At 64.4% G+C, this 21,634-nt stretch carries 21 protein-coding genes; 14 read left to right on the top strand and 7 right to left on the bottom strand.

Annotation, left to right across the window (positions count from 1 at the left end):
- Positions 1–334 precede the first annotated feature (334 nt).
- Both WEB61_RS07020 and WEB61_RS07015 read left to right on the top strand, forming a co-directional pair.
- Positions 335–2,611: a TonB-dependent receptor family protein gene (locus WEB61_RS07020; RefSeq protein ID WP_368063616.1), complete on the top strand. Its 2,277-nt coding sequence runs from the start codon at positions 335–337 to the stop codon at positions 2,609–2,611.
- A gap of 288 nt (positions 2,612–2,899) precedes the next feature.
- On the top strand, positions 2,900–4,267 hold the full coding sequence (locus WEB61_RS07015) for an OprO/OprP family phosphate-selective porin (protein WP_368063615.1): 1,368 nt from the start codon (positions 2,900–2,902) through the stop codon (positions 4,265–4,267).
- A 141-nt stretch (positions 4,268–4,408) separates the two neighbouring features.
- Here WEB61_RS07015 and WEB61_RS07010 read toward each other — a convergent pair whose 3' ends face one another.
- From WEB61_RS07010 to WEB61_RS07000, 3 genes are all read right to left on the bottom strand, one after another.
- A complete protein-coding gene (locus tag WEB61_RS07010; RefSeq protein ID WP_368063614.1) occupies positions 4,409–5,206 on the bottom strand; it encodes a PstS family phosphate ABC transporter substrate-binding protein in 798 nt (265 codons plus the stop codon).
- Positions 5,207–5,288: 82 nt separating this feature from the next.
- Positions 5,289–6,278, bottom strand: a complete 990-nt coding sequence (locus WEB61_RS07005; protein ID WP_368063618.1) for a zinc-dependent alcohol dehydrogenase family protein — start codon at positions 6,276–6,278, stop codon at positions 5,289–5,291.
- 99 nt (positions 6,279–6,377) lie between these two features.
- Positions 6,378–7,712, bottom strand: a complete 1,335-nt coding sequence (locus WEB61_RS07000; RefSeq protein ID WP_368063613.1) for a spinster family MFS transporter — start codon at positions 7,710–7,712, stop codon at positions 6,378–6,380.
- A 131-nt stretch (positions 7,713–7,843) separates the two neighbouring features.
- On the opposite strand from WEB61_RS07000, the gene WEB61_RS06995 reads away from it, so the two are divergent.
- The 5 genes from WEB61_RS06995 to WEB61_RS06975 all read left to right on the top strand — a co-directional run bounded on the left by WEB61_RS06995 (position 7,844) and on the right by WEB61_RS06975 (position 10,837).
- On the top strand, positions 7,844–9,316 hold the full coding sequence (locus WEB61_RS06995) for an AlkA N-terminal domain-containing protein (RefSeq protein WP_368063612.1): 1,473 nt from the start codon (positions 7,844–7,846) through the stop codon (positions 9,314–9,316).
- An 11-nt stretch (positions 9,317–9,327) separates the two neighbouring features.
- Positions 9,328–9,843 carry a methylated-DNA--[protein]-cysteine S-methyltransferase gene (locus WEB61_RS06990; protein ID WP_368063611.1) on the top strand — a complete coding sequence of 172 codons (516 nt, stop codon included), beginning with the start codon at positions 9,328–9,330 and terminating at the stop codon, positions 9,841–9,843.
- Positions 9,844–9,907: 64 nt separating this feature from the next.
- On the top strand, positions 9,908–10,093 hold the full coding sequence (locus WEB61_RS06985) for a PLDc N-terminal domain-containing protein (protein WP_368063610.1): 186 nt from the start codon (positions 9,908–9,910) through the stop codon (positions 10,091–10,093).
- A 99-nt stretch (positions 10,094–10,192) separates the two neighbouring features.
- Positions 10,193–10,369 (top strand): Thivi_2564 family membrane protein, encoded by a 177-nt coding sequence (locus WEB61_RS06980; RefSeq protein WP_368063609.1) that lies wholly within the window; start codon positions 10,193–10,195, stop codon positions 10,367–10,369.
- A gap of 177 nt (positions 10,370–10,546) precedes the next feature.
- Positions 10,547–10,837 carry a DUF4282 domain-containing protein gene (locus WEB61_RS06975; RefSeq protein WP_368063608.1) on the top strand — a complete coding sequence of 97 codons (291 nt, stop codon included), beginning with the start codon at positions 10,547–10,549 and terminating at the stop codon, positions 10,835–10,837.
- A 3-nt stretch (positions 10,838–10,840) separates the two neighbouring features.
- On the opposite strand, the gene bioD is transcribed toward WEB61_RS06975, so the two are convergent.
- From bioD to WEB61_RS06960, 3 genes are all read right to left on the bottom strand, one after another.
- Positions 10,841–11,488 (bottom strand): dethiobiotin synthase, encoded by a 648-nt coding sequence (gene bioD / locus WEB61_RS06970; protein ID WP_368063607.1) that lies wholly within the window; start codon positions 11,486–11,488, stop codon positions 10,841–10,843.
- A gap of 1 nt (position 11,489) precedes the next feature.
- Positions 11,490–12,662, bottom strand: coding sequence for an 8-amino-7-oxononanoate synthase (gene bioF / locus WEB61_RS06965; RefSeq protein WP_368063606.1), 1,173 nt, complete (start codon positions 12,660–12,662; stop codon positions 11,490–11,492).
- 70 nt (positions 12,663–12,732) lie between these two features.
- Positions 12,733–13,575 (bottom strand): hypothetical protein, encoded by an 843-nt coding sequence (locus tag WEB61_RS06960; RefSeq protein WP_368063605.1) that lies wholly within the window; start codon positions 13,573–13,575, stop codon positions 12,733–12,735.
- 99 nt (positions 13,576–13,674) lie between these two features.
- Here WEB61_RS06960 and WEB61_RS06955 point away from each other — a divergent pair, with 99 nt between their 5' ends.
- The 7 genes from WEB61_RS06955 to WEB61_RS06925 all read left to right on the top strand — a co-directional run bounded on the left by WEB61_RS06955 (position 13,675) and on the right by WEB61_RS06925 (position 20,668).
- On the top strand, positions 13,675–14,334 hold the full coding sequence (locus tag WEB61_RS06955) for a Fe2+-dependent dioxygenase (RefSeq protein ID WP_368063604.1): 660 nt from the start codon (positions 13,675–13,677) through the stop codon (positions 14,332–14,334).
- Positions 14,335–14,429: 95 nt separating this feature from the next.
- Entirely contained in the window at positions 14,430–15,464 is a 1,035-nt protein-coding gene (gene bioB, locus WEB61_RS06950; RefSeq protein ID WP_368063603.1) for a biotin synthase BioB, read from the top strand.
- Between the two features lie 11 nt (positions 15,465–15,475).
- Positions 15,476–16,792: an adenosylmethionine--8-amino-7-oxononanoate transaminase gene (locus tag WEB61_RS06945; RefSeq protein WP_368063617.1), complete on the top strand. Its 1,317-nt coding sequence runs from the start codon at positions 15,476–15,478 to the stop codon at positions 16,790–16,792.
- Positions 16,793–17,035: 243 nt separating this feature from the next.
- The gene (locus WEB61_RS06940) at positions 17,036–17,731 is read left to right on the top strand and encodes an AAA family ATPase (RefSeq protein WP_368063602.1); all 696 of its coding nucleotides are present in this window, start codon (positions 17,036–17,038) and stop codon (positions 17,729–17,731) included.
- Complete coding sequence (locus WEB61_RS06935; protein WP_368063601.1) at positions 17,731–18,636, top strand: SPOR domain-containing protein; 906 nt, start codon at positions 17,731–17,733, stop codon at positions 18,634–18,636. The genes WEB61_RS06940 and WEB61_RS06935 overlap by 1 nt, the downstream gene beginning before the upstream one ends.
- Before the next feature lie 65 nt (positions 18,637–18,701).
- The gene (locus tag WEB61_RS06930; RefSeq protein ID WP_368063600.1) at positions 18,702–19,343 is read left to right on the top strand and encodes an HAD-IA family hydrolase; all 642 of its coding nucleotides are present in this window, start codon (positions 18,702–18,704) and stop codon (positions 19,341–19,343) included.
- Between the two features lie 71 nt (positions 19,344–19,414).
- Complete coding sequence (locus WEB61_RS06925) at positions 19,415–20,668, top strand: cytochrome P450 (RefSeq protein ID WP_368063599.1); 1,254 nt, start codon at positions 19,415–19,417, stop codon at positions 20,666–20,668.
- Positions 20,669–20,683: 15 nt separating this feature from the next.
- Here WEB61_RS06925 and WEB61_RS06920 read toward each other — a convergent pair whose 3' ends face one another.
- The gene (locus WEB61_RS06920; RefSeq protein ID WP_368063598.1) at positions 20,684–21,532 is read right to left on the bottom strand and encodes a sterol desaturase family protein; all 849 of its coding nucleotides are present in this window, start codon (positions 21,530–21,532) and stop codon (positions 20,684–20,686) included.
- Positions 21,533–21,634 lie beyond the last annotated feature (102 nt).

The following is a 21,634-nucleotide window of genomic DNA, read 5'->3' as shown; positions in this document are numbered from 1 at the left end:
AGTTCGGCGGCGGCGCGGGCGATGCGGATGGCGATTTCGCCGCGATTGGCGATCAGCAGTTTGCGGATGCTCATGCGGCAGCCGCCGCGCCGGTTTTCAGCGTCATTGTCTTTGTCTCTTCCCCAATAGCGATGGCCCGCAAGATAGGGGGCGCGGCGAGGGGGGGTCAAATGGGGGTCGGGTGGGAAGAAGGCGGGCGCCTGCGACATTCTTGCAACTAGAAATGCGAGTCACTTGCATTTACAGGCCCGCGTGAAATTTGTATGACAGCCCCTTGAGATTTGTTCGCAAGACGGCCCGCCGCTCGGGCCGGATGTTTCCCAGGGGGATTTCCATGACTTCACGACTTTCGACCGCCCGGCTCCTGCGCGGCTGCAGCGGGCTTGCGCTTGCGACCGTGCTGATGGCGGCACCGGCGCTTGCCCAGGAACCCGCCGGGACGGCACAACCCGAAGAAGGCAAGGTTCACATTCTGAAGGGCCTCCTCGTCACCAGCACGGCGGAAGAGACGGCGGAAGTCGCCGGCGCCGTCACCTTTATCGGCAAGGAAGAGCTCGAGAAATTCTCCTATAGCGACATCAACCGGGTGCTGCGGCTCGCGCCGGGCGTACAGATCCAGGAAGAAGACGGCCAGGGCCTGCGCCCCAATATCGGCATTCGCGGCTCCGGCAACGACCGCAATTCGAAGATCGTCGTGATGGAAGACGGCGTGCTGATGGCGCCGGCGCCTTACGCCGCGCCCGCCGCCTATTACTTTCCCCATGCCGGCCGCATGGAAGCCGTCGAAATCACCAAGGGCGCGGCCGCGATCAAATACGGGCCGTCGACGGTCGGGGGCGCGATCAACCTGTTCTCGACCGCGATCCCCGACAATGAAGACGGCAGCCTTTCGGGATCGCTGAAGGTGCTGGGCGGCGAGGACGCGACCTTGCGCGTTCACGGCCATGCCGGCGGCTGGATGCCGCTCAGCGAGGCGTGGGATGTCGGCATCCTGCTCGAAACGCTGCAGAACCGCAGCGACGGCTTCAAGACCGTCGATGGCGGCGGCGATGCCGGCTTCTACCTGCAGGATTATGTCGGCAAGCTCGCCTTCCGCAGCAAGGCGGGCTCCGGCCTCAGGCAGGCTTTCGAGTTCAAGGTGCAGGTGTCGGACGAAAATTCCGACGAGACCTATCTCGGGCTGACGCCGGCCGACTTCGCGGCCAATCCCTACCGGCGCTACGCGGCGAGCCGGCTCGACGAGATGAATGTCGATCACAAGACGTTCCAGGCCACGCATCGCGTCGACTTCGACAACGACACGGCGCTCACCACCACCGCCTATTACACCGAGACGGCGCGCGCGTGGTACAAGATCAACGATGTGCGGCAGACCGGCGCGCCGGGCTGGACCAGCATCTCGAATGCGGTCGGCGATCCGGCGAACGGCACCGAACGCGACATCCTGCGCGGCGTCGCGGACGGTGAAATCCGTATACGGAACAATAACCGCGAATACTACACCGCCGGCATCCAGTCGGTGCTCGGGACGACCTTCCTGACCGGCGACATCGCGCATTTCGTCGAAGTGTCGGCGCGCTACCACCAGGACGAGGAAGACCGCTTCCAGAACGACGACATCTACGCGATGACCGGCGGCCAGCTGACGCTGACGACGGCCGGCGCGCCCGGCAGCCAGACCAACCGCGTCGGCGACGCCAAGGCCTGGGCCTTCTTCGCGCGCGACACGATCGACTGGGGCAATCTCACGGTCGTGCCGGGCCTGCGCTATGAAACGATCAAGCTCCGCCGCACCGACTACGCGCTCAACGATCCGGGGCGGACGACACCGACCTCGGTGCGGGAGAATTCGGTCGATGTGCTGATCCCCGGCATCGGCGCCACCTACAATCTGACCGACGAATGGCAAATTCTGGCGGGCGTGCATCGCGGTTTCGCGGCGCCCGGACCGGGCTCGACGTCGGATGCCGAGAAATCGGTCAATTACGAAGCGGGCTTCCGCTACGGCGCGGGCGCCTTCGCCTTTGAGGCGATCGGCTTCTTCAACGATTATTCGAACCTCCTGGGCACCTGCACGGCCTCGACCGGCGGCGGCTGCACCATCGGCGCGCAGTTCGACGGCGGCGAGGTCGATGTGAAGGGGCTTGAAATCGCGGCCGGCACCGATGCCGGCGATCTTCTGGGTCTCGGTCTCAGGGTGCCGCTGGCGGCCGCCTATACCTATACGACGACCGAATTCCAGACGAACTTCGCCAGCGGCTTCGGCCCCTGGGGGACGGTGACGGCGGGCGACGAGCTGCCTTACGTGCCCGAGCACATGCTGACGCTCTCGGCCGGGCTCGAGGGCGAGGTCTGGCGGACCAACCTGCTCGTCTCCTATGTCGACGAGACGCGCGCGGTCGCCGGTACAGGCGCCATCCCGGACGACGAACTCATCAACGAGCGGGTGATCTTCGATCTTTCGGCCGAATACGACGTCGCGCCGGGGGTGACGCTGATCGGCATCGTCGAGAACCTGACCGACGAGGTCTACAACGTCTCCTTCGACCCGGCCGGCGCGCGGCCCGGCAAGCCCCGGACGATCCTTGGCGGCGTCAGGTTCAGCTTCTGACGGCTGTTCCCCTCCTTGAGGGGCAGGCGGGGCGGCTTCGCGACAGGCGGAGCTGCCCCGTTTCGTTTCAAGTCATTGAAATGACAAGAAAAACTGTCCGCCATCGGATAGTGCCCAAAAGCGATGCAATCCGGCCACAGGCCGGGGCTGTCATATCACTGTCATAAAAAGTCGAACGAACTGTCACATAGCTCTGTTACTTGCGAAAGCCATGGGGGGTGTTCGCGGCGTCCGTCGCGGCTGCCAGTCCTGCAACAGAAGCTCATCCACAGAAAACGGAGACGTCAAATGACGTTGCGAAACATTCTGCTGGCCGGCACCGCACTTGGCGCCGCCGCACTCCTCTCGGGCCCGGCCTTCGCCGCCTCGAACGCCCAGGCCGAAATCGACGCCCTCAAGGCGCAGATGCAGGCCCTTCAGAAGAAGATCGACGACGTCGAAATCCAGCACGGCAACCAGATCAAATCGCTGGAAGAACGCAAAAGCGATGTCGAAGTGTCGCTGAAGAACGGCCGTCCGAGCTTCAAGTCGGCCGACGGCAACTTCACCTTCGCCGTCACCGGCCGGGCGCATCTCGATGTGGGCGCCTACGACCAGGACGCCACCAGCAAGGCCGCCGTCGGCGGGTTGCGCGGCAACATGAACTTCCGCCGGGCCATCATCGGCGCGACCGGAACGCTCTGGAAGGATTTCGGCTACGACCTGCATTTCAACTTCGGCGATTCGGGCAACGAACAGGCCGGCGTCGTCTACGAGGCCGCGCTGCATTACAAGGGCATCAAGGGCGTGAAGCTCAGCATCGGCGCGATCCAGCCGAAGCTCACACTCGACGACTCGACCTCGTCGAACGACATCACCTTCATGGAACGCGCGACGGCCGCGAACCTGATGACCGGCATCGGCGCCGGCGACGGCCGCATGGCCGTCGGTGGCACGGGCAACACCGACAACTTCTTCGCCGCCGCCTATTACACGATGGGTTCGGTCGGCGACACCGACGACTATGATCGCTCGAACGTTCTCGGGCGGCTTGCCTTCGCGACCAATCCCGGCGAAGGCGGTCCGAACTTCCATTTCGGCGCCTCCGGCACCTATGCGGCGAACCTGTCGGGCGACTCCATCCGGTTCCGCGACCGTCCGGAGCTGCGTGTCGATCCGACACGTCTGATCGACACCGGCGGCCTCGCCGCCGACGGCGCCATGGCCTATGGTCCGGAACTCGCCTTCAACTACGGTCCGTTCCGCGCCCAGGGCGAATATTACCGCTACGACGTGGAAGCCCTTGGCGGCGGCACGGATGCCGAGTTCGCTGCCTGGTACCTGCAGGCGTCGTGGATCATCACGGGCGAGCAATACAAGTACGACATCAAGAAAGCGGCCTATTCGGGCGTCTCGCCGGCCAATCCGTTCATGACCGGCGGCGGCATGGGTGCGTGGGAACTTGCGTTGCGTTACAGCCAGGCCGATCTCAACGACACGGATGCGGGCGTCCTCGGCGGTGAGCAGGACATCATCACGGCGGGCCTGAACTGGTATCCGAACAAGAACATCCGCTTCATGCTCAACTATCTCGACGTCGACGTCGAGGACGCGGGCGTGGTCGGCAACAACTTCGGTCATCAGGCCGTTGCGCTCAGGACGCAGTTCGCTTTCTGAGTCTCCTCGCTGATCCGATCCTCGCAGATCGTCAGACGGAAGCCCCGGTGGTCCTCCCACCGGGGTTTTTCGTATTGCGCGCTTACGCACGCGGGGGCAACGAAAGTTGCCGGGGTTTTTCGTTTGCGCCGGCGCGGCAGGTCAATCGAGGCCGAGCGCCTTGCGGTCCTCCGCCGCGAAAACATAAGGCAAGGCAAAATAGCCGGCGATCACGGCATCGCGCTGGCCTTCCTGCGACAGCACATAGTCGATCATGTTTCGCGCCGCCGGTCCCCGCGCGACAAGGCGGACGATGCGCGCCAGCGGCCAGGCCGCGCGGTGCGCATTCGCCTCGCTCGGGCCGGCGCATTCGCCGCCGTCCGACAGCTTGAGCGCGCGCACCGCATCGCTGCGATAGCCGGCGGGCGCGTAGCCGATGCCGCCTGGCACCACGCCGATCTCGCGCATCAGCGCCGAGGCGCGCGCAATAATTTTCGCATCGGGCGCGATCTCGCCGCCCTTCAGCGCGGCGGCGGCGAAGAAATCGCGTTCGCTGCCCGCCGGACGGTCGAAGACGACGACCGGGCGCGCCGCCCAATCGCCTTCAAGGCCCGCATCGCCCCAGGTCGCGGCACCCGCAAAAAGCGTCGCAAGCCCGTCGAGCGGCAGGCAGGAAAGCGGGTTGTCCCTGTGAACGAAGACGGCCAGCGCCTCGACGGCGGCACGCGCGGTCAAGGCATCGGACGCCGCGGCATCGAGGGGCGCGATCCGCGCCGCCGGATGACGGGCGGCAAAGCCTTCGCGCCAGAGCAGCATCAGCCGGGCATTGGCAGGATCGGCCGCCGCTTCGACCGTGCCGGCGAGACCCGGCGCCGGTTCATAAGCCCGATAGCGCTCGTCGACGGCGAAAGCTGGCGATACCAGTGCGAACATGCCGAGAGCGATTGCTGGAGATTTCATTTGCCGATCCGGAACGCCATAGACCTTGTCCAGCCATGCCGGAGATTTGCGACGATTGCGTGACACCGCATCGGCGCGCCCGTCACGGCGTCATGATCAGCACCGCCGCGCCGGTCAGGCGGCCGTCGCGCAATCGCGCCAGCGCCTCGTTGGCCTGTTCGAGCGGCAGCGTCTCGACCGTCGTCACCACCGGCACCTGCGGCGCCAACGCCAGAAATTCATCGCCGTCGGCGCGGGTCAGGTTGGCGACGGAATGGATCGATTTCTCGCGCCACAGAATGTCGTAGGGAAAGGAGGGGATGTCGGACATGTGGATGCCGGCGCAGACGAGACGGCCGCCGGGCGCAAGCGCCCGCAAGGCGGCCGGCACCAGCGCGCCGACCGGCGCATAGATGATGGCCGCATCGAGAGGTTCCGGCGGCATTCCATCCGATCCGCCAACCCATTCCGCACCGAGCGAGCTGGCGAAATTTTCGGCGGCCCTATCGCCGGGCTTCACAAAGGCGAAGAGGCGCCAGCCTTCATGCCGCGCTACCTGCGCGACGATGTGCGCCGCCGCGCCGAAACCGTAGATGCCGAGCGTCTTTCCCTTGCCCGCCGCCTTCAGCGAACGATAGCCGATCAGCCCGGCGCAAAGGAGCGGCGCCGCCTCCGCAGCCGAATATCCGCCGGAGATGGCAAAGCTGAAGCGGGCATCGGCAAGGGCATATTCGGCATAACCGCCATCGCGCGTATAGCCGGTGAAGAGCGGATGCTCACACAGGTTCTCGCGATCCGACAGACAATAACGGCAGGTGCCGCAAGTATGTCCGAGCCAGGGGATGCCGACGCGCTGCCCGGGCGAAAACCGCGTGACGCCCTCGCCTGACGCCACAACACGGCCGACGATTTCGTGGCCAGGAATGAGCGGCAGCTTCGGCTCGGGCAATTCTCCGTCGACGACATGCAGGTCGGTCCGGCAGACGCCGCAGGCTTCGACCTTCACGAGTATCTCATCCCGCCCCGGATGCGGCACAGGCACCTCGGCGAGACGCAGGGGCCTGCCCGGCGCATCAAGCAGCATGGCACGCATGGTTTCCGGCAAGGCTTCGGCGGCGGGCATGACGGGGCTCCTTGACCCCGCCATGTTTCCACAGATGGCGCACCGCTGCGAGCGGACAAAGAGGCGCGGCTATTTCAGACCATGCGTCCGGGCGCGTTCCAGATCTTCTTTCAGCGTCTTCGCGCCGAGGACGAAGTGCACGCCCGCCCAGGGCCAGACCACCATGACCGTGAGCAGTGCATAGCGCAGCGATTCATCGCCGAAGCGCGGCGCATAGAGATCGCTGACGATGCCGACCGCCTGCGGCCCGAGACCCATGCCGATCAGGTTGAGGATCAGGAAGAGCACGGCGGAGGCGACCGCGCGCATGCGCAACACGACAAGGCCCTGCGTCATCGCCAGGCTCGGCCCGATATAGGCCGCGCCTGCGAATGCCGGCACGAGGAAGAAGGCGAGCGCCCAGTATTTGTCGAAGGAGAGATACATGGCGATGGCAAAGGGGAAGCAGAGCGCCATGACAATGGCGACTACCCACATGTTCCAGCGCACATCGCGTTTGCCATAGTGATCGGCGAGCCAGCTCGTGAAATAGGTGCCCGCGCCGCCGACAAAGCCGATGATCAGCGCGAGCCATGTGCCGATTTCGCCGGGGGTCATCTGGAAGGAACGGATGAGAAAGGCCGGTATCCAGGTCACGCCCGCATAGCCGCCGAAGGCCGCCAATGCACACCCGAACGAGATGTGGCGGAAGGAGCGCTGCGACCAGAGCAGACGGAACACCTCCATCACTTTCGGCGCGGCGCCGGCGGCTTGCGCGGTCGTGCCGTCGGCATGGCCGCGCTCGGGTTCCTTCAGCGTGAAACGGACCAGCAGCGCGATCAGGAGGCCCGGTGCGCCGACGATGAAAAAGGCCGCGCGCCAGCCATACCACTGGCTGACCCAGCCACCGACCAGAAAGCCGATCAGGATGCCGATATTGATGCCGAGCGAATAAATCCCCATCGCGGAAGCACGCTTCTCGGGCGGGAACATGTCGGAGATCATCGAATGCGACGGCGGGCTCGAACCTGCCTCGCCGATGCCGACGCCGATGCGCGCGAGCGCAAGCTGTGCGAAATTCGTCACGAAGCCGCAGACGACCGTCATGCTCGAAAAAATCGTCAGCGCCAACGCGACGACGTTGCGGCGGTTGGAGCGGTCGGCCCACATCGCGATCGGCACGCCGAGCGTCGCGTAGAAAATCGCGAAGGTGATTCCGGAGAGAAAGCCGAGCTGGGTGTCGGTCAGGCCGAGTTCGAGCTTGATCGGCTGCAGCAGGATCGCAAGAATCTGCCGGTCGACATAATTTGCGGTATAGGCAACCATCAGCACGAAAAGCGCGTAGTTGCGATAGGCGGGCGTGAAGCCTTGCGACGGCGCGCCCGCAGCCACGACGCCTGAAACGGCGCCGGCCCGGTCTGTCATTCTGTCCTCCCGAATTCCCTCTTGAAGGGACACTAGCAGCGGCGCCGACGAACTCAAACCACTCGATCGGGTTAGACGGCCATGTCCGATTTTGGCGAGCCGGCGCAGCCGGGCTGTCCTAGACTGCTCTCATGAAACAGACAGCCGACATACCGACGCCCGGGCTTGACCCCGATCTCTGCTACCGCGCGATCCAGGCCAAGGATGCGCGCTTCGACGGGCGCTTTTTCGTCTGCGTCAGTTCGACCGGCATCTATTGCCGTCCGGTCTGTCCGGCGCGGGTGCCGAAACGCGAGAATTGCCGTTTCGTGCCGAGCGCAGCGGCGGCGGAAGCCGCGGGCTTTCGTTCCTGTCTGCGCTGCCGCCCGGAGGCCGCGCCCGGCACACCGGCCTGGGTCGGCACGGCGGCGAGCGTTTCGCGCGCGCTGCGCCTCATCGACGAGGGCGCGCTCGACGAAGGCAAGCTCGACGATCTTGCCCAGCGTCTCGGCATGGGCGAGCGCCAGTTGCGCCGCCTCTTCCTCGCCCATGTCGGCGCCGGTCCGCAATCGGTCGCCGCCAACCGGCGCCTGTTGACCGCCAAACAGCTCATCAGCGACACACGATTGCCGCTGGCGGAGGTCGCCTATGCGGCGGGATACCGGAGCCTCAGGCGTTTCAACGACGCGATCCGCCAGGCCTATGGCGTCGCGCCAGGCGAAATCCGCCGCGCGTCCGAAACGGCGAGCGGCGGCGGCATTATCATGCGCCTCGGTTATCGTCCGCCCTTCGACTGGGAACGGCTTGTCACCTATCTGGCGGGCCGCGCCATGCCGGGCGTCGAAAGCGTGACGCAAAAGCGATATGCCCGCAGCTTCCGGCTCGATGGCGTCAGCGGCACGCTCACGGTTGCGCCGGCCAAAAAAGGCCATGCGCTCGAGGCGCGCGTTGCGGTTGCGGGCGCCGGGGCGGGCGCTGCGCTGCCGATGCGGCGCATCGCGGCGCGGCTCAGGCGGCTTTTCGATCTCGACGCCGATCCTTCGGCGATCGCGGCCGCGTTCCGGGGCGATCCGCTGATCGGGCCGCGCCTCGCCCGCGTCAAAGGTTTGCGCGTGCCGGGCGCTTTCGACGGTTTCGAGCTTGCGATCCGCGCCGTGCTCGGCCAGCAGATTTCGGTGAAAGGGGCGACGACGATCGCCGGACGCATCGTGGCGAAATTCGGCGAACCGATCGACAGCGGCGAGGAGGGCATCACGCATCTCTTCCCGGCGCCGCGACGCCTTGCCGATGCCGATTTCGCCGGGCTCGGTCTCACGGGCGGGCGCATATCGACATTGAAAAGCCTCGCCGCTGCGGTTGCTTCCGGCGCGCTCGATTTTTCCCCGCGCGAAACGCTGGAGGCGAAGATCGCCGAGCTGACGGCGTTGCCGGGCATCGGCGAATGGACGGCGCATTACGTGGCCCTGCGGGCGCTCGGCGAACCCGACGCTTTCCCGGCATCGGATCTCGGTTTGCGCAAGGCGGCAGGCGGCGGCGCGCCCGTAGCGACGAAAGAGCTTGAACTGCTCTCGCAGGACTGGCGCCCCTGGCGCGGCTATGCCGCGCTGGCGCTCTGGACGCTATGAAAGGAAAAACGATGAAACTCCCCGACGACGACACACTTGCCACCGCGACGCTCGACACGCCCATCGGCCGCCTGCGCGTCGCAGCCACCGATGCCGGCCTCGCAATGGTGCTGTTCCCCAACATGAAGGATGTTTCCTTTCCGAAGCGCGAGGGAGGTGCCCAGTCTCGTGTACATCGCGACAAGGCGCTGAAAGCGCTCGACCTCTATTTCGAGGGCCGGAAAAAGGACTTCAGCGGATTGATGCTTGCCGCCGCCGGCACGCCGTTCCAGAAAAGCGTCTGGCAGGCGCTTGCCGCCATTCCCTTCGGCGAGACACGCTCCTATGCCGACATCGCACGCGTCATCGGCAATCCGAAAGGCATGCGCGCCGTCGGGCTTGCCAACGGACGCAATCCGATCCCGGTCATTGTGCCCTGCCACCGCGTGATCGGCGCCGACGGTTCGCTGACCGGCTTCGGCGGCGGATTGCCGACCAAGAAATGGCTGCTCGAATTCGAAGGGATTTCCGCCCCGCGGCTCCTCTGAGCGGCTTGCATGTGCAGCGGCGGGCTTTAGGCTGTCGCCGTTGTATTTTGCGTGGAGAGGAAACATGTCGATGCCCGGCGGACCCTTCGGAGGTATTTTCGGCCTGCTGCTGCTGGTGGCCGTTATTTACGCAATTGTCCGTATTGCGCAGAGCGGCGCCGATCCGATCTGGAAGGCGGTCTGGATCGCCGCCGTGATTATCGTACCGGTTGTCGGATTGATCCTTTGGGTGCTTTTCGGCCCGAAATAGGACGGAAACGGACAAAATTTTCGCCGCGGCCTTCATTCTGCCTTGCTTGAACCGGAAAATCATACATCCGCTCGCAACAGGAAAGAACAGGAACCCCGGATGCTTTTAAATCTTGTCATCACACTGATCGTCGTCGGCGTGCTGTTGTGGCTCGTCAACACCTACATACCGATGGATCCGAAGATCAAGCAGATCCTCAATGTCGTCGTCGTGATTGTCGTCATTGTCTGGCTGCTGCAGCTTTTCGGTGTGCTGGGCGCTATCGGCGTACGCTGACGACATTTATCCACAAAGTGCGGAAAGGGCCTGCGCGGGAAAGCAGGCTCTTTTCGTTGTGCGGCCCGCCGGCGTTGTGTGTACGCGCTTGTCTTGCCACATGGGCTGACGCAACATGCGCGGCTTAGAACAATGCTTGAGCGTTCGGGCAAGCCGTCCTTCACATATGAGGATCACATGCGGTTTCAGGATTTTCTGACCTTCGACAAGATGATCGCGGGCAGCATCGTCAAATTTCTCTACTGGCTCGGGATCGTGATCATTCTGCTTTTCGGATTCGGCAGCGTCACCGGCTCGATCAATACGATGGGCTTCAATGCCGGGCTCGGCCTGCTGCAACTCATCGTGGGGCTGGTGGGCGTCGCCTTCGGCCTCATCCTTTGGCGCGTGGTGTGCGAAATCTATCTCGTTTTCGTTTCGATGAACGAAAGGCTTGCGCAAATCCGGGACAAGCTGCCCGGCGCCTGACGCTCAGAACAGATCGGCCAATGCGACGGCCTGCCCGCGCGGCAGCGCGCGCGCCGGCACGCCGCCTGCGAAGCGCGCGATGGTTTCGGCCGTTTCCGCGACCGGCACCGGGCTCTGCGGGCTCTCGCTGACGATAATGGCGCGGGGGAGGAGACCCTCGACACGCATCACGGCCAACGCCGTCAGCGTGTGGCTGATCGTGCCGAGATAGGAGCCGACGACCAGAAGCGGCGCCAGCGCCACGCGCGCATCAAGCACCTTCATCCAGTCGAGCACGGTGCGGCGCTCGTCGAGCGGCACCATCAGCCCGCCGACGCCTTCGATAACGAGCGGGTCGTGCCTTGCCGCCGCGTCCACGCATTCCCCGATCAGTTCGTCGAAATCGATTGCGCGGCCTTCGCGCCGCGCGGCCATGTCGGGCGAGAGCGCGGCGGCGAAGCGCCAGCGCGAAACGAGGCCGGCATTTTCAAACGCCACCTTTTCGTCCATCGCCGCGAGCAGCATCGCCGGATCGCTTTCGGGGAAGGTCGTTTCATCGAAGCCGCTGACCAGCGGCTTGATGGCACGCGCCTTCAATTCGCGTGTCAGCATGGCCGAGACATAGGTCTTGCCGATTTCGGTTCCGGAGGAGGTGACGAAAACGACCGTCATATCACTCAGCGGCCTTGCGCGGCATGATCTGTTCACGGACGAGACCGATCAGGCGGGCAATGTCTTCGTCGTCATGTTCGGCCGTGAAGGTGAAGCGCAGCCGCGCCGTTCCCGGCGGCACGGTCGGCGGCCTTATGGCGGTGACGAGAAAGCCTTCGGCCTCGAGCAGGGCGGAAGCCGCCAGCGTCCGTTCGGCATCGCCCAGGATCAGCGGCACGATCGGGCTTTCAGGCGCGGCGAGGCCGAGCGCGCGGGCAAAGCCCCGCGCCTTTTCGACCGGGCGCCGGCAGTAATCCGGATTGTCGCGGATGAAATCGAGCGCGGCGATGGCGGCCGCGACCACCCCCGGCGGCAGGCCCGTCGAATAGATCAGCGTGCGGGCGCGGGTGCGGATCAGGTCGCAGACGGCACGGCTCGCACAGAGATAGCCACCATAAGACCCCACCGCCTTGGACAGCGTGCCCATCTGCAGCGGCACCGGCACCTTTTCTTTTCCCATAAAGCTTGAGCCGCGACCTTCATGGCCGACCACGCCGATGCCATGCGCGTCATCCGTCATCAGCCAGGCATCATGCTTGGAAGCAACATGCTGAACCATGCCGACAGGCGTGGCATCACCATCCATGCTGAAGATGCCGTCGGTCAGGATCAGGCAGTGGCGAGCGGCGGACCGGTGCGCGGTCAGCAGCGCCTCGAGATGCGCCAGGTCGTTGTGACGAAAGGTAAAATGGCGCGCGCCCGAGAGCTTGGCGCCCGAGAGCAGGCAGGCATGGGCGAGCTCGTCGGCCAGGATCAGGTCATCATGCCCAACCATGGCCGGCACGATGCCAAGATTGGCCATGTAGCCCGAGCCGAAGACGACGCAGTCCTCGGTCTGTTTCAGCGCCGCAAGCCGTTGTTCCAGTTGGGAAAAAAGAGGGTGGTTGCCGCTGACAAGACGCGAGGCGCCGGCGCCGACCCCGTATTTCTCGGTTGCCGCCATGGCGGCACGCTTGACGTCCGGATGCTGCGACAGGTTGAGATAATCGTTGCAGCAGAAGGAGATCAACTCGCGTCCGCCCCGCATGGCGCGCACGCCCACGCGCCGGTCGGTCTCGACGAGATGGCGGCGCAGCGCCTGCGTTTCGAGCGCGTCGAGCTTTCCTCGCGCGAATTCATCCAGTGAAGCGGCCATTGCCTCTCTCCTCATTGCGAGGAGGTATGGGCCGCACGCGCGATGCCGCGCAAGCCCTTTTTGAGCGCAGCTAAAATCTGCTTGTTTTCAAGAGGATGCGCGAACTGCTCGCGAGCAGCACGCCGACTTCAACATCGGGCTTTTCAGGCTTCTCGACGCTCTCATAGGCACTGCCGAAGAGCAGCTTCGCGGCGGCGATTTCCTCGGCCAGCGCCTCGTGATCGCCTTCGAGCCGGGGCAACAGCGTGGCGGCGCGGCGTTCGGCCATCTTCCAGAAGCCGTAGCCGTCGATCCATGCCTCGTCGGAGCCGGCCGGCGCCAGGGCGGCGTCATATTGCCGTGCCGCCCGGTCGAACATATCTGCGGCCAGCGCCGCCTCGACGGCGACCGCATCCTTGTCGCCGTCGGGCGCCTTCTTCTCGGCCTTGTCGAGCGCGACATAAACCTGCGCCACCGCCGTCTCGACCTCGTCCTTCGGCGCATCGCCGAGCGCGCGTTCGACGGCGTTCGTCATTTCATCCATGAAAAGCGTGACGCCCCGCGCCTCGAAGACCGGTTCGAGGTCGATATAAACTTCCGAAATCGGATGCGCGAACATTTCGCCAGCGGCGCGCCTGCCGCCTTCGACATTCAGCATGGCCTCGCCCGCGAGGTAATGGGCCCGGATGATGTCGAGCGCGGAAAGATATACAGCGGGGTCCTTCGCGGCCTGAGCGGGATCGACACCGCCCTCGCCGCCTTCTCCGCCCTCTCCTTCGCCGCCTTCGCCTTCCCCTTCGCCCATCGCCGCGAGCTGGAGCGCGCCGCCGGGCCCGTCATGGGGGGCGGGATCCGCCTTCCCCGCAACGGCGCTGCTGGCCGCGATGAGGGCGGCGGCGCTGATGCCGGTCCATAGTTTCATGCGATACTTCATGACGCGTCCCTGTTGTCTCGAGGCCTCATATGCGGCCTCGACCTTTAGCGCGGATCGCCTTATTTTGCAAACGACTTGCATTCGCATGGAAGCCCTGCCTTGTTCATCCAGATCGCAGACATTCTGACGGCGGCCGAGCTGCGGCTCGCCGATGCCGTATTCGCGCAAGCCGACGTCTTCGAGAGCGGCGCGCGCACGGCCGGCCGCGCTGCCCGCGCCGTCAAGAACAACGAGCAGGCCAGGCCATCGGGGCTTGCCGCCGACATGACGACACTGATCGAGAAACGCCTTCTCAAGAACGACGTATTCCGTGCCGCGGCGCGGCCCAAAAACGTCATTCGCATTCTCCTGTCGCGCTATATGCTGGGTATGTCGTATGGCCTTCATTCGGACGATGCCTTCATCGAAGGCCAGCGTGCCGATCTTTCCTTCACGCTGTTTCTTTCACCGCCCGAAAGTTACGAGGGTGGCGATCTCGTGGTCGAGGAACCGTCCGGCGAGCGGCTCATCAAGCTCGAGGCGGGCGCGCTCGTTCTCTACCCCTCGGCGACGCTGCACCGGGTGGTCGAAGTAACGAAAGGCGAGCGCCGCGCCGCCGTCGGCTGGATCCGGAGCCGCATTCGAAGCGCGGAGGTCCGAGAAACGCTCTTCGATGTCGCGCTGGCGCTGCGTCAAGCGGAGGCGGCCGGCGACCCGGCGCTGATCGACCGGCTTCTCAAGATCCAGGGCGCCCTGCTCCGGCGCTGGGGCGAGGATTGAGCGCCGGCCCCCAATCTTGCATTGCGGGACGAGCCGCCTATGCTGCCCCGAACATTCCGAGCGATACCAGAACCGGCAACAGAGAAGTCGCGTCCATGACCATCCAGACCCGCATCGAAGAGACGAAAACCCGGGACATCGTCACCGCGCGCACCAATCCGGACGCGCTGCGCCACGACTGGACGCGGGAGGAACTGCAGGCGCTTTTCGACCTGCCCTTCAACGATCTGCTGTTCGAAGCGCAGCTCGTCCATCGCCGCTGGTTCAAGGCCGACGAGGTGCAGATGTCGACGCTGCTCTCGATCAAGACCGGCGGCTGCCCGGAGGATTGCGGCTATTGCGCGCAAAGCGCCAAGTTCGAGACGGGCCTCAAGGCCTCCAAGCTGATGGAAGTCGAAAAGGTGCTGGCCGAAGCGCGCCGCGCCAAGGAAGCGGGCGCCACTCGCTATTGCATGGGGGCCGCCTGGCGTGAGCCCAAGGACCGCGACATGGACATGGTCTGCGCCATGGTCGAGGGCATCAAGGAGATGGGCATGGAAACCTGCATGACGCTCGGCATGTTGTCGGGCCAGCAGGTGCACCGTCTTGCGCAGTCGGGGCTCGACTATTACAATCACAATATCGACACCTCGGAAGAGTATTATCCGAAAGTCATCAGTACACGGACCTATCAAGAGCGGCTCGACACGCTGGAGCGCGTACGCAATGCCGGCATCAATGTCTGCTCGGGCGGCATCGTCGGCATGGGCGAAAGTCCCGACGACCGCATCGGCATGCTGTTGACGCTGGCCACCCTCGAAGAACATCCGCAAAGTGTGCCGATCAACATGCTGATGCCGGTCGAGGGCACGCCGCTTGGCGCCAGCGAAAAAATCGACCCGATCGACTTTGTGCGCCTGATCGCGGTGGCGCGCATCGCGATGCCGCAATCGGTGGTGCGGCTTTCGGCGGGGCGCGAGCACATGTCGGAAGAAACGCAGGCGCTCTGCTTCCTTGCCGGGGCGAATTCGATTTTCATCGGCGAGAAGCTTTTGACGACGAAGAACCCCGAAGCCGACAAGGACGCAAAGCTTTTCGCCAAGCTCGGCATCAAGTCGATGCCGGCGCATAGCTGCCCGTCGGAGAAGTGACGGTCACGCGCTTGTCCTTCCCGCCCGCCAATCCGCTCGTCAACGATCCACCGGCCTGGCTCGTCGAGGGCGCGCCGCATTTGTGGCTGCCCTATACACAGATGCAGACGACGCCGATGGCGCTGCCGGTCGTCAAGACCGACGGCGTGCGGCTGACGCTGGCGGACGGGCGCGAGCTGATCGACGGCACGTCGTCCTGGTGGACGGCGGCACATGGCTATAATCATCCTCATATTCGCGCGGCCGTGACGGCGCAGCTTGAAAGGATGCCGCATGTGATGCTGGGCGGGCTCGCCCATGAACAAGCCTGCCGGCTGGCGACGCGGCTGTCGGATTTGCTGCCTGGCGATCTCGGCCATGTGTTCTTTTCCGAGTCGGGCTCGGTCTCGGTCGAGATCGCGATGAAGATCGCCGTGCAATACTGGATCAACAAGGGCGGCTCTGATCGTAAAAAGGGGGGCCGCACGCGTTTTGTCGCCTTCAAGGGCGGCTATCACGGCGACACGCTTGCCACCATGTCGGTCTGCGATCCCGACGAAGGCATGCACACGCTTTTCAAGGGCGCGATTGCCGAACAACTGATTGCCGAGCTGCCGACCGACGAGGAAAAGACCGCGGCGCTCGATGCCTTCCTCGCCGCTAACGCCCATCAGGTCGCCGCCGTCATCACCGAGCCGCTGGTGCAGGGCGCCGGCGGCATGCGCTTTCACGACGAGGCGACGCTGCGGCGGCTGCGCGCCCTTTGCGACAAGCATGGTCTGCTTCTGATCCTCGACGAGATATTCACAGGCTTTGCGCGCACCGGCGCGATGTTCGCCTGCGAAGCGGCCGGCATCGTGCCCGATATCGTGACGCTGTCTAAGGCGCTGACCGGGGGTACAATGGCGCTCGCGGCCACCATCGCCCGTGCGCCGGTCTTCGAGGCCTTTCTCGGCGAGGAGGGGGGCCGCGCGCTGATGCACGGACCGACCTATACGGGCAATGCGCTTGCCTGTGCGGCGGCCAATGCCTCACTCGATCTGTTCGAACGCGAACCCCGCATCGCGCAGGTCACGGCGATCGCGGCGCAGCTTTCCCGCGAGCTTGAGCCCGCCCGCAACATCGAAGGCGTGAAGGATGTCCGCGTGAAGGGCGCCATCGGCGTGATCGAGCTTGAGCGGATGGGCGACCTCAACCGCATCAAACAGCGCTTCGTCGAGGAGGGGGTTTTCATTCGTCCCTTCGGTAATATCGTCTACACGACGCCGCCGCTGGTGATTGAAGCCGACGATCTCACCCGTCTTACGCGGGCGATGCTCAAAATCACGGCAGAAACAGCTGCCGCCTGAGGCAGCTGTGGCGGCAGAACCACATTTTCTAGCGTGAACCCGCTTTTTCACTTCAATATGTTGAGCCAAATTGGGTCACACATTACTCTCACTTGGGGGGCTGATTCGGCCTTTTCGATATTCGTTCACAACCGTGACGGTGGGTTCCAACGCGCGCAAGCGCAAGGGACTGCAGCGGAAGCGTTATGTTCTTCAAGGCCGCGCTAGTCCGCGACGCGGCCGGACAACGGGAATACGAAAGCCATGCACGTCATCGCATTCGCCTCGCAAAAGGGCGGTTCCGGCAAGACGACACTCGCCGGCCACATCGCGGTCGAGGCCGAGCGTCAGGGCGCCGGGCCCGTGGCGCTGATCGACACCGACCCTCAAGGCAGCCTTTCGCAGTGGTGGAACGCGCGCGAAGCAGAGCGGCCTTTCTTCGCCCGCGCCTCCAGCAAGGGGCTGGAAGAGGATCTGGCAACGCTCCGGGATGGCGGCGTCCGCCTCGTCGTCATCGACACGCCGCCTGCCATTACGGCAACCATCGGCCATGTCATCGGGCTCGCCGATCTCGTCGTCATTCCGACCCGGCCTAGCCCCCACGACCTCCGGGCCGCCGGCGCCACCGTCCGGCTCTGCGAGGAAGTCGGCAAGCCACTGGTCTTCGCCGTCAATGGCGCGAGCCCGCGGGCGCGCATTACCACCGAGGCGGTCATCGCGCTTTCCCATCACGGCCCGGTCGCCCCTTCGATCCTGCATCAGCGCATCGACTTCGCCTCCAGCATGATCGATGGACGCACGGTTATGGAAATCGCTTCCCAGACCAAATCCCCCGAGGAAGTCGCCGAACTCTGGCGGTTCCTCGACGACCGCCTGGAGGGCCGCGAAACCGCGCCATTAGCCACCGCCCCTTTTCTGACCGGCGGCCGTGACGAACGTGGCCTTCGAGGTGCCGCCTGATGTCAAAGAAGCCTGCCTCATTGACGAGCGACCTGCTTGCGCGCAAGGGTGAGGCGGAGCCTTCCTCGGCCGACCCGTCCTCGCGCGTGACGCTGGCGGGCGGCCGGCAGCCGGACCTTGGCGGTCTCGGCGGCGGTTTCGGCCGTTCGGAAGGCCCTTCCCAGGGGCTTTATGCCAGCCCCGCCACGGAGAGGCCGGAGATGCAGGGAATGGACGAAGAGGAGCGGCCGCGCCCGCCGGAGCCTGAAATCATCTACACGCCCGAGGATTACGAGAGCGGCAGCCGGACACGGCTGATCGCCGGGGCCTTTATCGGCCTGGCGCTGCTCGGCGGCGTCATCGTGGCGATGTCGCTCAACGACAATGAAGGTGTCGCGCCCGTGTCGCCGGACATTGTGGCCAGCGCACCGGAGCCGGAGCCCGCGTTGCGCGCCGCCCAGCCGGAACCGGCCGCTCCCGAAATCGCCGCGGCGCCCGAAGCAGAGACACCGGCGCCCGAGGCCGAAGCTGCGGCGCCGCCCGAAGAAATCGAAACAGCGGATGTCGGCGCCGTGCCCGAAGCGGCCGCGCCAGAGCCTGAGGCCGTCGTTCCCGCCGCTCCATCGGCGGCGCCTGCGCCCGCAGCGCCTGCTCCCACGCCAAGCGTTGCCAGCGGCGGTGCATTTGTCGTGCAGCTGATGGCGGTGCGCGAGGAAGCGGCGGCAAAACCCGCCTATGAAGGATTGCAGAAGAAGCATGGCGCGCTGCTTTCGGCCCATGCGCTCGATGTCGAGCGGGCCGATCTCGGCGAGCGAGGTATCTTCTACCGCGTTCGCGCGGCCGGCTTCGAGAGCAAGGCGGCGGCAATCGAGACCTGCAGCAAGCTCAAATCCGCCGGCCAGGATTGCCTCGTGCGCGCACGCTGAGCTTTCCGATATCGCTTCCGCCGTGTAGGTTCCCGCCAAACGAAACTTGAACAGGCGGGAACCTCATGGTCGAGGCGGTTATCTGGGATTTCGGCGGCGTGCTGACGACGAGCCCTTTCGAGGCGTTCAATCGCTATGAGGTGGAGAAAGGGTTGCCGAAGGATTTCATCCGCGGCATCAACGCTGCCAATCCCGACACCAATGCCTGGGCCCTCTTCGAACGCAGCGAATGCACGCTCGACGATTTCGACCGCCTGTTTGCCGAGGAGTCCGAGGCGCGGGGCACGCGCATTCCCGGCCGTCACATCATCGAGCTTCTGTCGGGCGACATCCGTCCCGAGATGGTCGAGGCGCTGAAGCGCTGCAAGGCACGCGCGAAGGTCGGTTGCATCACCAACAATGTCTCGGCGGGCGAAGGAGCCGGCATGGCACGGTCGAGCGACAAGGCCGCCGCCGTTGCCGAGATCATGTCGTTGTTCGACCATGTGATCGAAAGCTCGAAAGTCGGCATCCGCAAGCCCGATCCGCGTATCTACGAGATGGCCTGCGAGGCGCTCGGCGTTTCCGCTGCGTCATCGGTCTATCTCGACGATCTCGGCATCAACCTGAAGCCCGCCAAGGCGCTCGGCATGACGACGATCAAGGTCGTGACGCCGGAACAGGCGCTGAGAGAGCTTGAGGCCGCAGTCGGATTTCCCGTTGCCTGAAACGCCGCTTCTCTTGAGACACCGCGCCAAAGAGGCCTAAGCTTCCCGGAAAGAACAACGGGAGGATATCCATGCTCAGGCCGCAAGCGCAGGCGATCGATCTCGGCGGCAAGCCGGATTTGAAAAACCCCGATCTCTATATGCGCGACGAACACCATGAGGTGTTTCGCAAGCTGCGCACGGAGGAGCCGGTCTACTGGAATCCGGAAGCCGACGCGGCGGGTTTCTGGGCGATCACGCGCTATGACGACATCGAGGCGATCTCGAAAAATCCCGCCCTCTTCTCATCGGCCAAGAACAATGGCGGGCATCGCATTTTCAACGAGAACGAAATCGACGGCAATGATACCGACGCCTCGATGATTTCGATGGATCCGCCGGAACATGCCGCTTACCGACGCATGGTGACGCCCGGCTTCGTGCCGAAGCGGATCACCGGCATGGAGGAACGTATTCGCGCGCGCGTGACGCGGCTCCTCGACAATCTGCCGAAGACCGGCGAGGCCGAATTCATCTCCGCGGTGGCGGCGGCGCTGCCGATCGAGGTTCTGGCCGAGCTTTTTGGCGTACCGCAAAGCGACGGCGCCAAACTCTTCGAATGGTCGAACGCGACCGTCGGCGAGGACGATCCGGAACTCAGGGTGTCGGATGATTATATGCGTCACTGCGTGATGGAGATGGCCGGTTATGCGGCCGGGCTCTGGCAGCAGCGGCTCGAGAAGCCGGGCGAGGACTTGATCTCGATGCTGGCGCATTCAAGGCCCGGCGGCGAGACGATGAACTTCCCGACCTATATCGGCACGTTCATCCTGCTGGTCGTCGCCGGCAACGAGACAACGCGCAATTCGATTTCGGGCGGACTTCTTGCGCTTTCGCAGAATCCGCAGGAGCGGCAAAAGCTTCTCGAAGACCCGTCGCTCATCCCGAGCGCGGTGCAGGAAATCGTGCGCTGGGTCAGCCCCGTGTTGCATATGCGGCGCACCGCCACCGCCGATACCGAAATTCGCGGCCGGAAAATCGCCAAGGGCGACAAGATCGTGATGTGGTATGCCTCGGCCAATCGCGACGAGGCCGCGTTCGAGGAGCCCTACCGCTTCGATGTGGCGCGCTACACCAGGCCCGACGCCCCGACCCAGCTCGGATTCGGGGCCGGTCAGCATTTCTGTCTCGGATCCCGGCTTGCGGAACTGCAGCTCAAGATCCTGTTCGAGGAACTGCTCCGGCGCTTCCCCGATATCCATGTCGCCGGGCCGGTCCGGCGGCTGCGCTCCAATTTCATTTCGGGCATCAAGGAAATGCCGGTGCGCTACACGCCGGAGCGCTGACGCTGGAGTGCCGGTTCAAAGCGGCGCGCGGGTGAACGGCGCCTTGATCTGGCCGATGAAGTCTTCGGGCATCGGATGGGCGATGCCGATGTCGGTGGGCGGCCGGCGGCGCGGATTGATGTAGGTGCCGAAGATCATGTCGAAGATCATCAGGTTCTCGCCGTAATTCCGGTTGCCTTCGTCGGGTTTCATCGAATGATGCCAACGGTGCAATTCCGGCGTGTTGAAGACGTAGTTCAGCGGTCCGCAGCGCATCTCGATGTTGCAATGGGTCAGGATACCGACCACCGCTGTGACGGCACTGACCATCAGCAGCACTGGCGGCGGCGCGCCGAGCGCCAGAAGCACCGGAATGCCGACAAGGAGCCCCGTCACCGTGTCGACGAGATGGAAGCGACCGGTATTGAAAAACCAGAGCCGTGTCACGCTGTGGTGAACAGCGTGGAAGCGCCACAGCCACGGCCATTCATGAGCAAGGCGGTGCTTCCAGTAGAGGCCAGCTTCGACAATGATGAGGCCGAACGCAACCTGCGCCGCCAAAGGCCATGTCTCCGGCCACCAGGGGCTGTCGAGAGGCTTCACGAAGTCGGCAAACTCCATGAAAACAACGACGGTGACGGCTACCTGCGCAACGCCTTTGTTGAGCAGCGTATGCGCCAGGTCCGGGCCCATCTGCCCGTCATTCGCGAGCCAGCTCTTCTCATGCGGCGATACGCGCTCGAGCAGTGCGATCGTGAGAGCAAGGCCCAGATAGGTCAGATTGAAAGCAAGCACGCCGTGCCCGGCCTCCATGCCCGCATAAATGAGCAGGAGGGAACCGCCCGCAAGAACAGGCCAGAGCAGACAGGCAGATAATTTGCGCAAAGAAAGCTACCTTACGTCGCCGGACCTGGATAAATGGCGACGCTGCGAAGCCTAACATCAAATTGCGCTGGCCTCGCGACGAAAAGGGCCGCCGGTTTTGCC

Source organism: Parvibaculum sp. (assembly GCF_040882025.1).
Classification (GTDB): domain Bacteria; phylum Pseudomonadota; class Alphaproteobacteria; order Parvibaculales; family Parvibaculaceae; genus Parvibaculum.
This window is presented reverse-complemented; position numbering and strand designations above follow the sequence as displayed.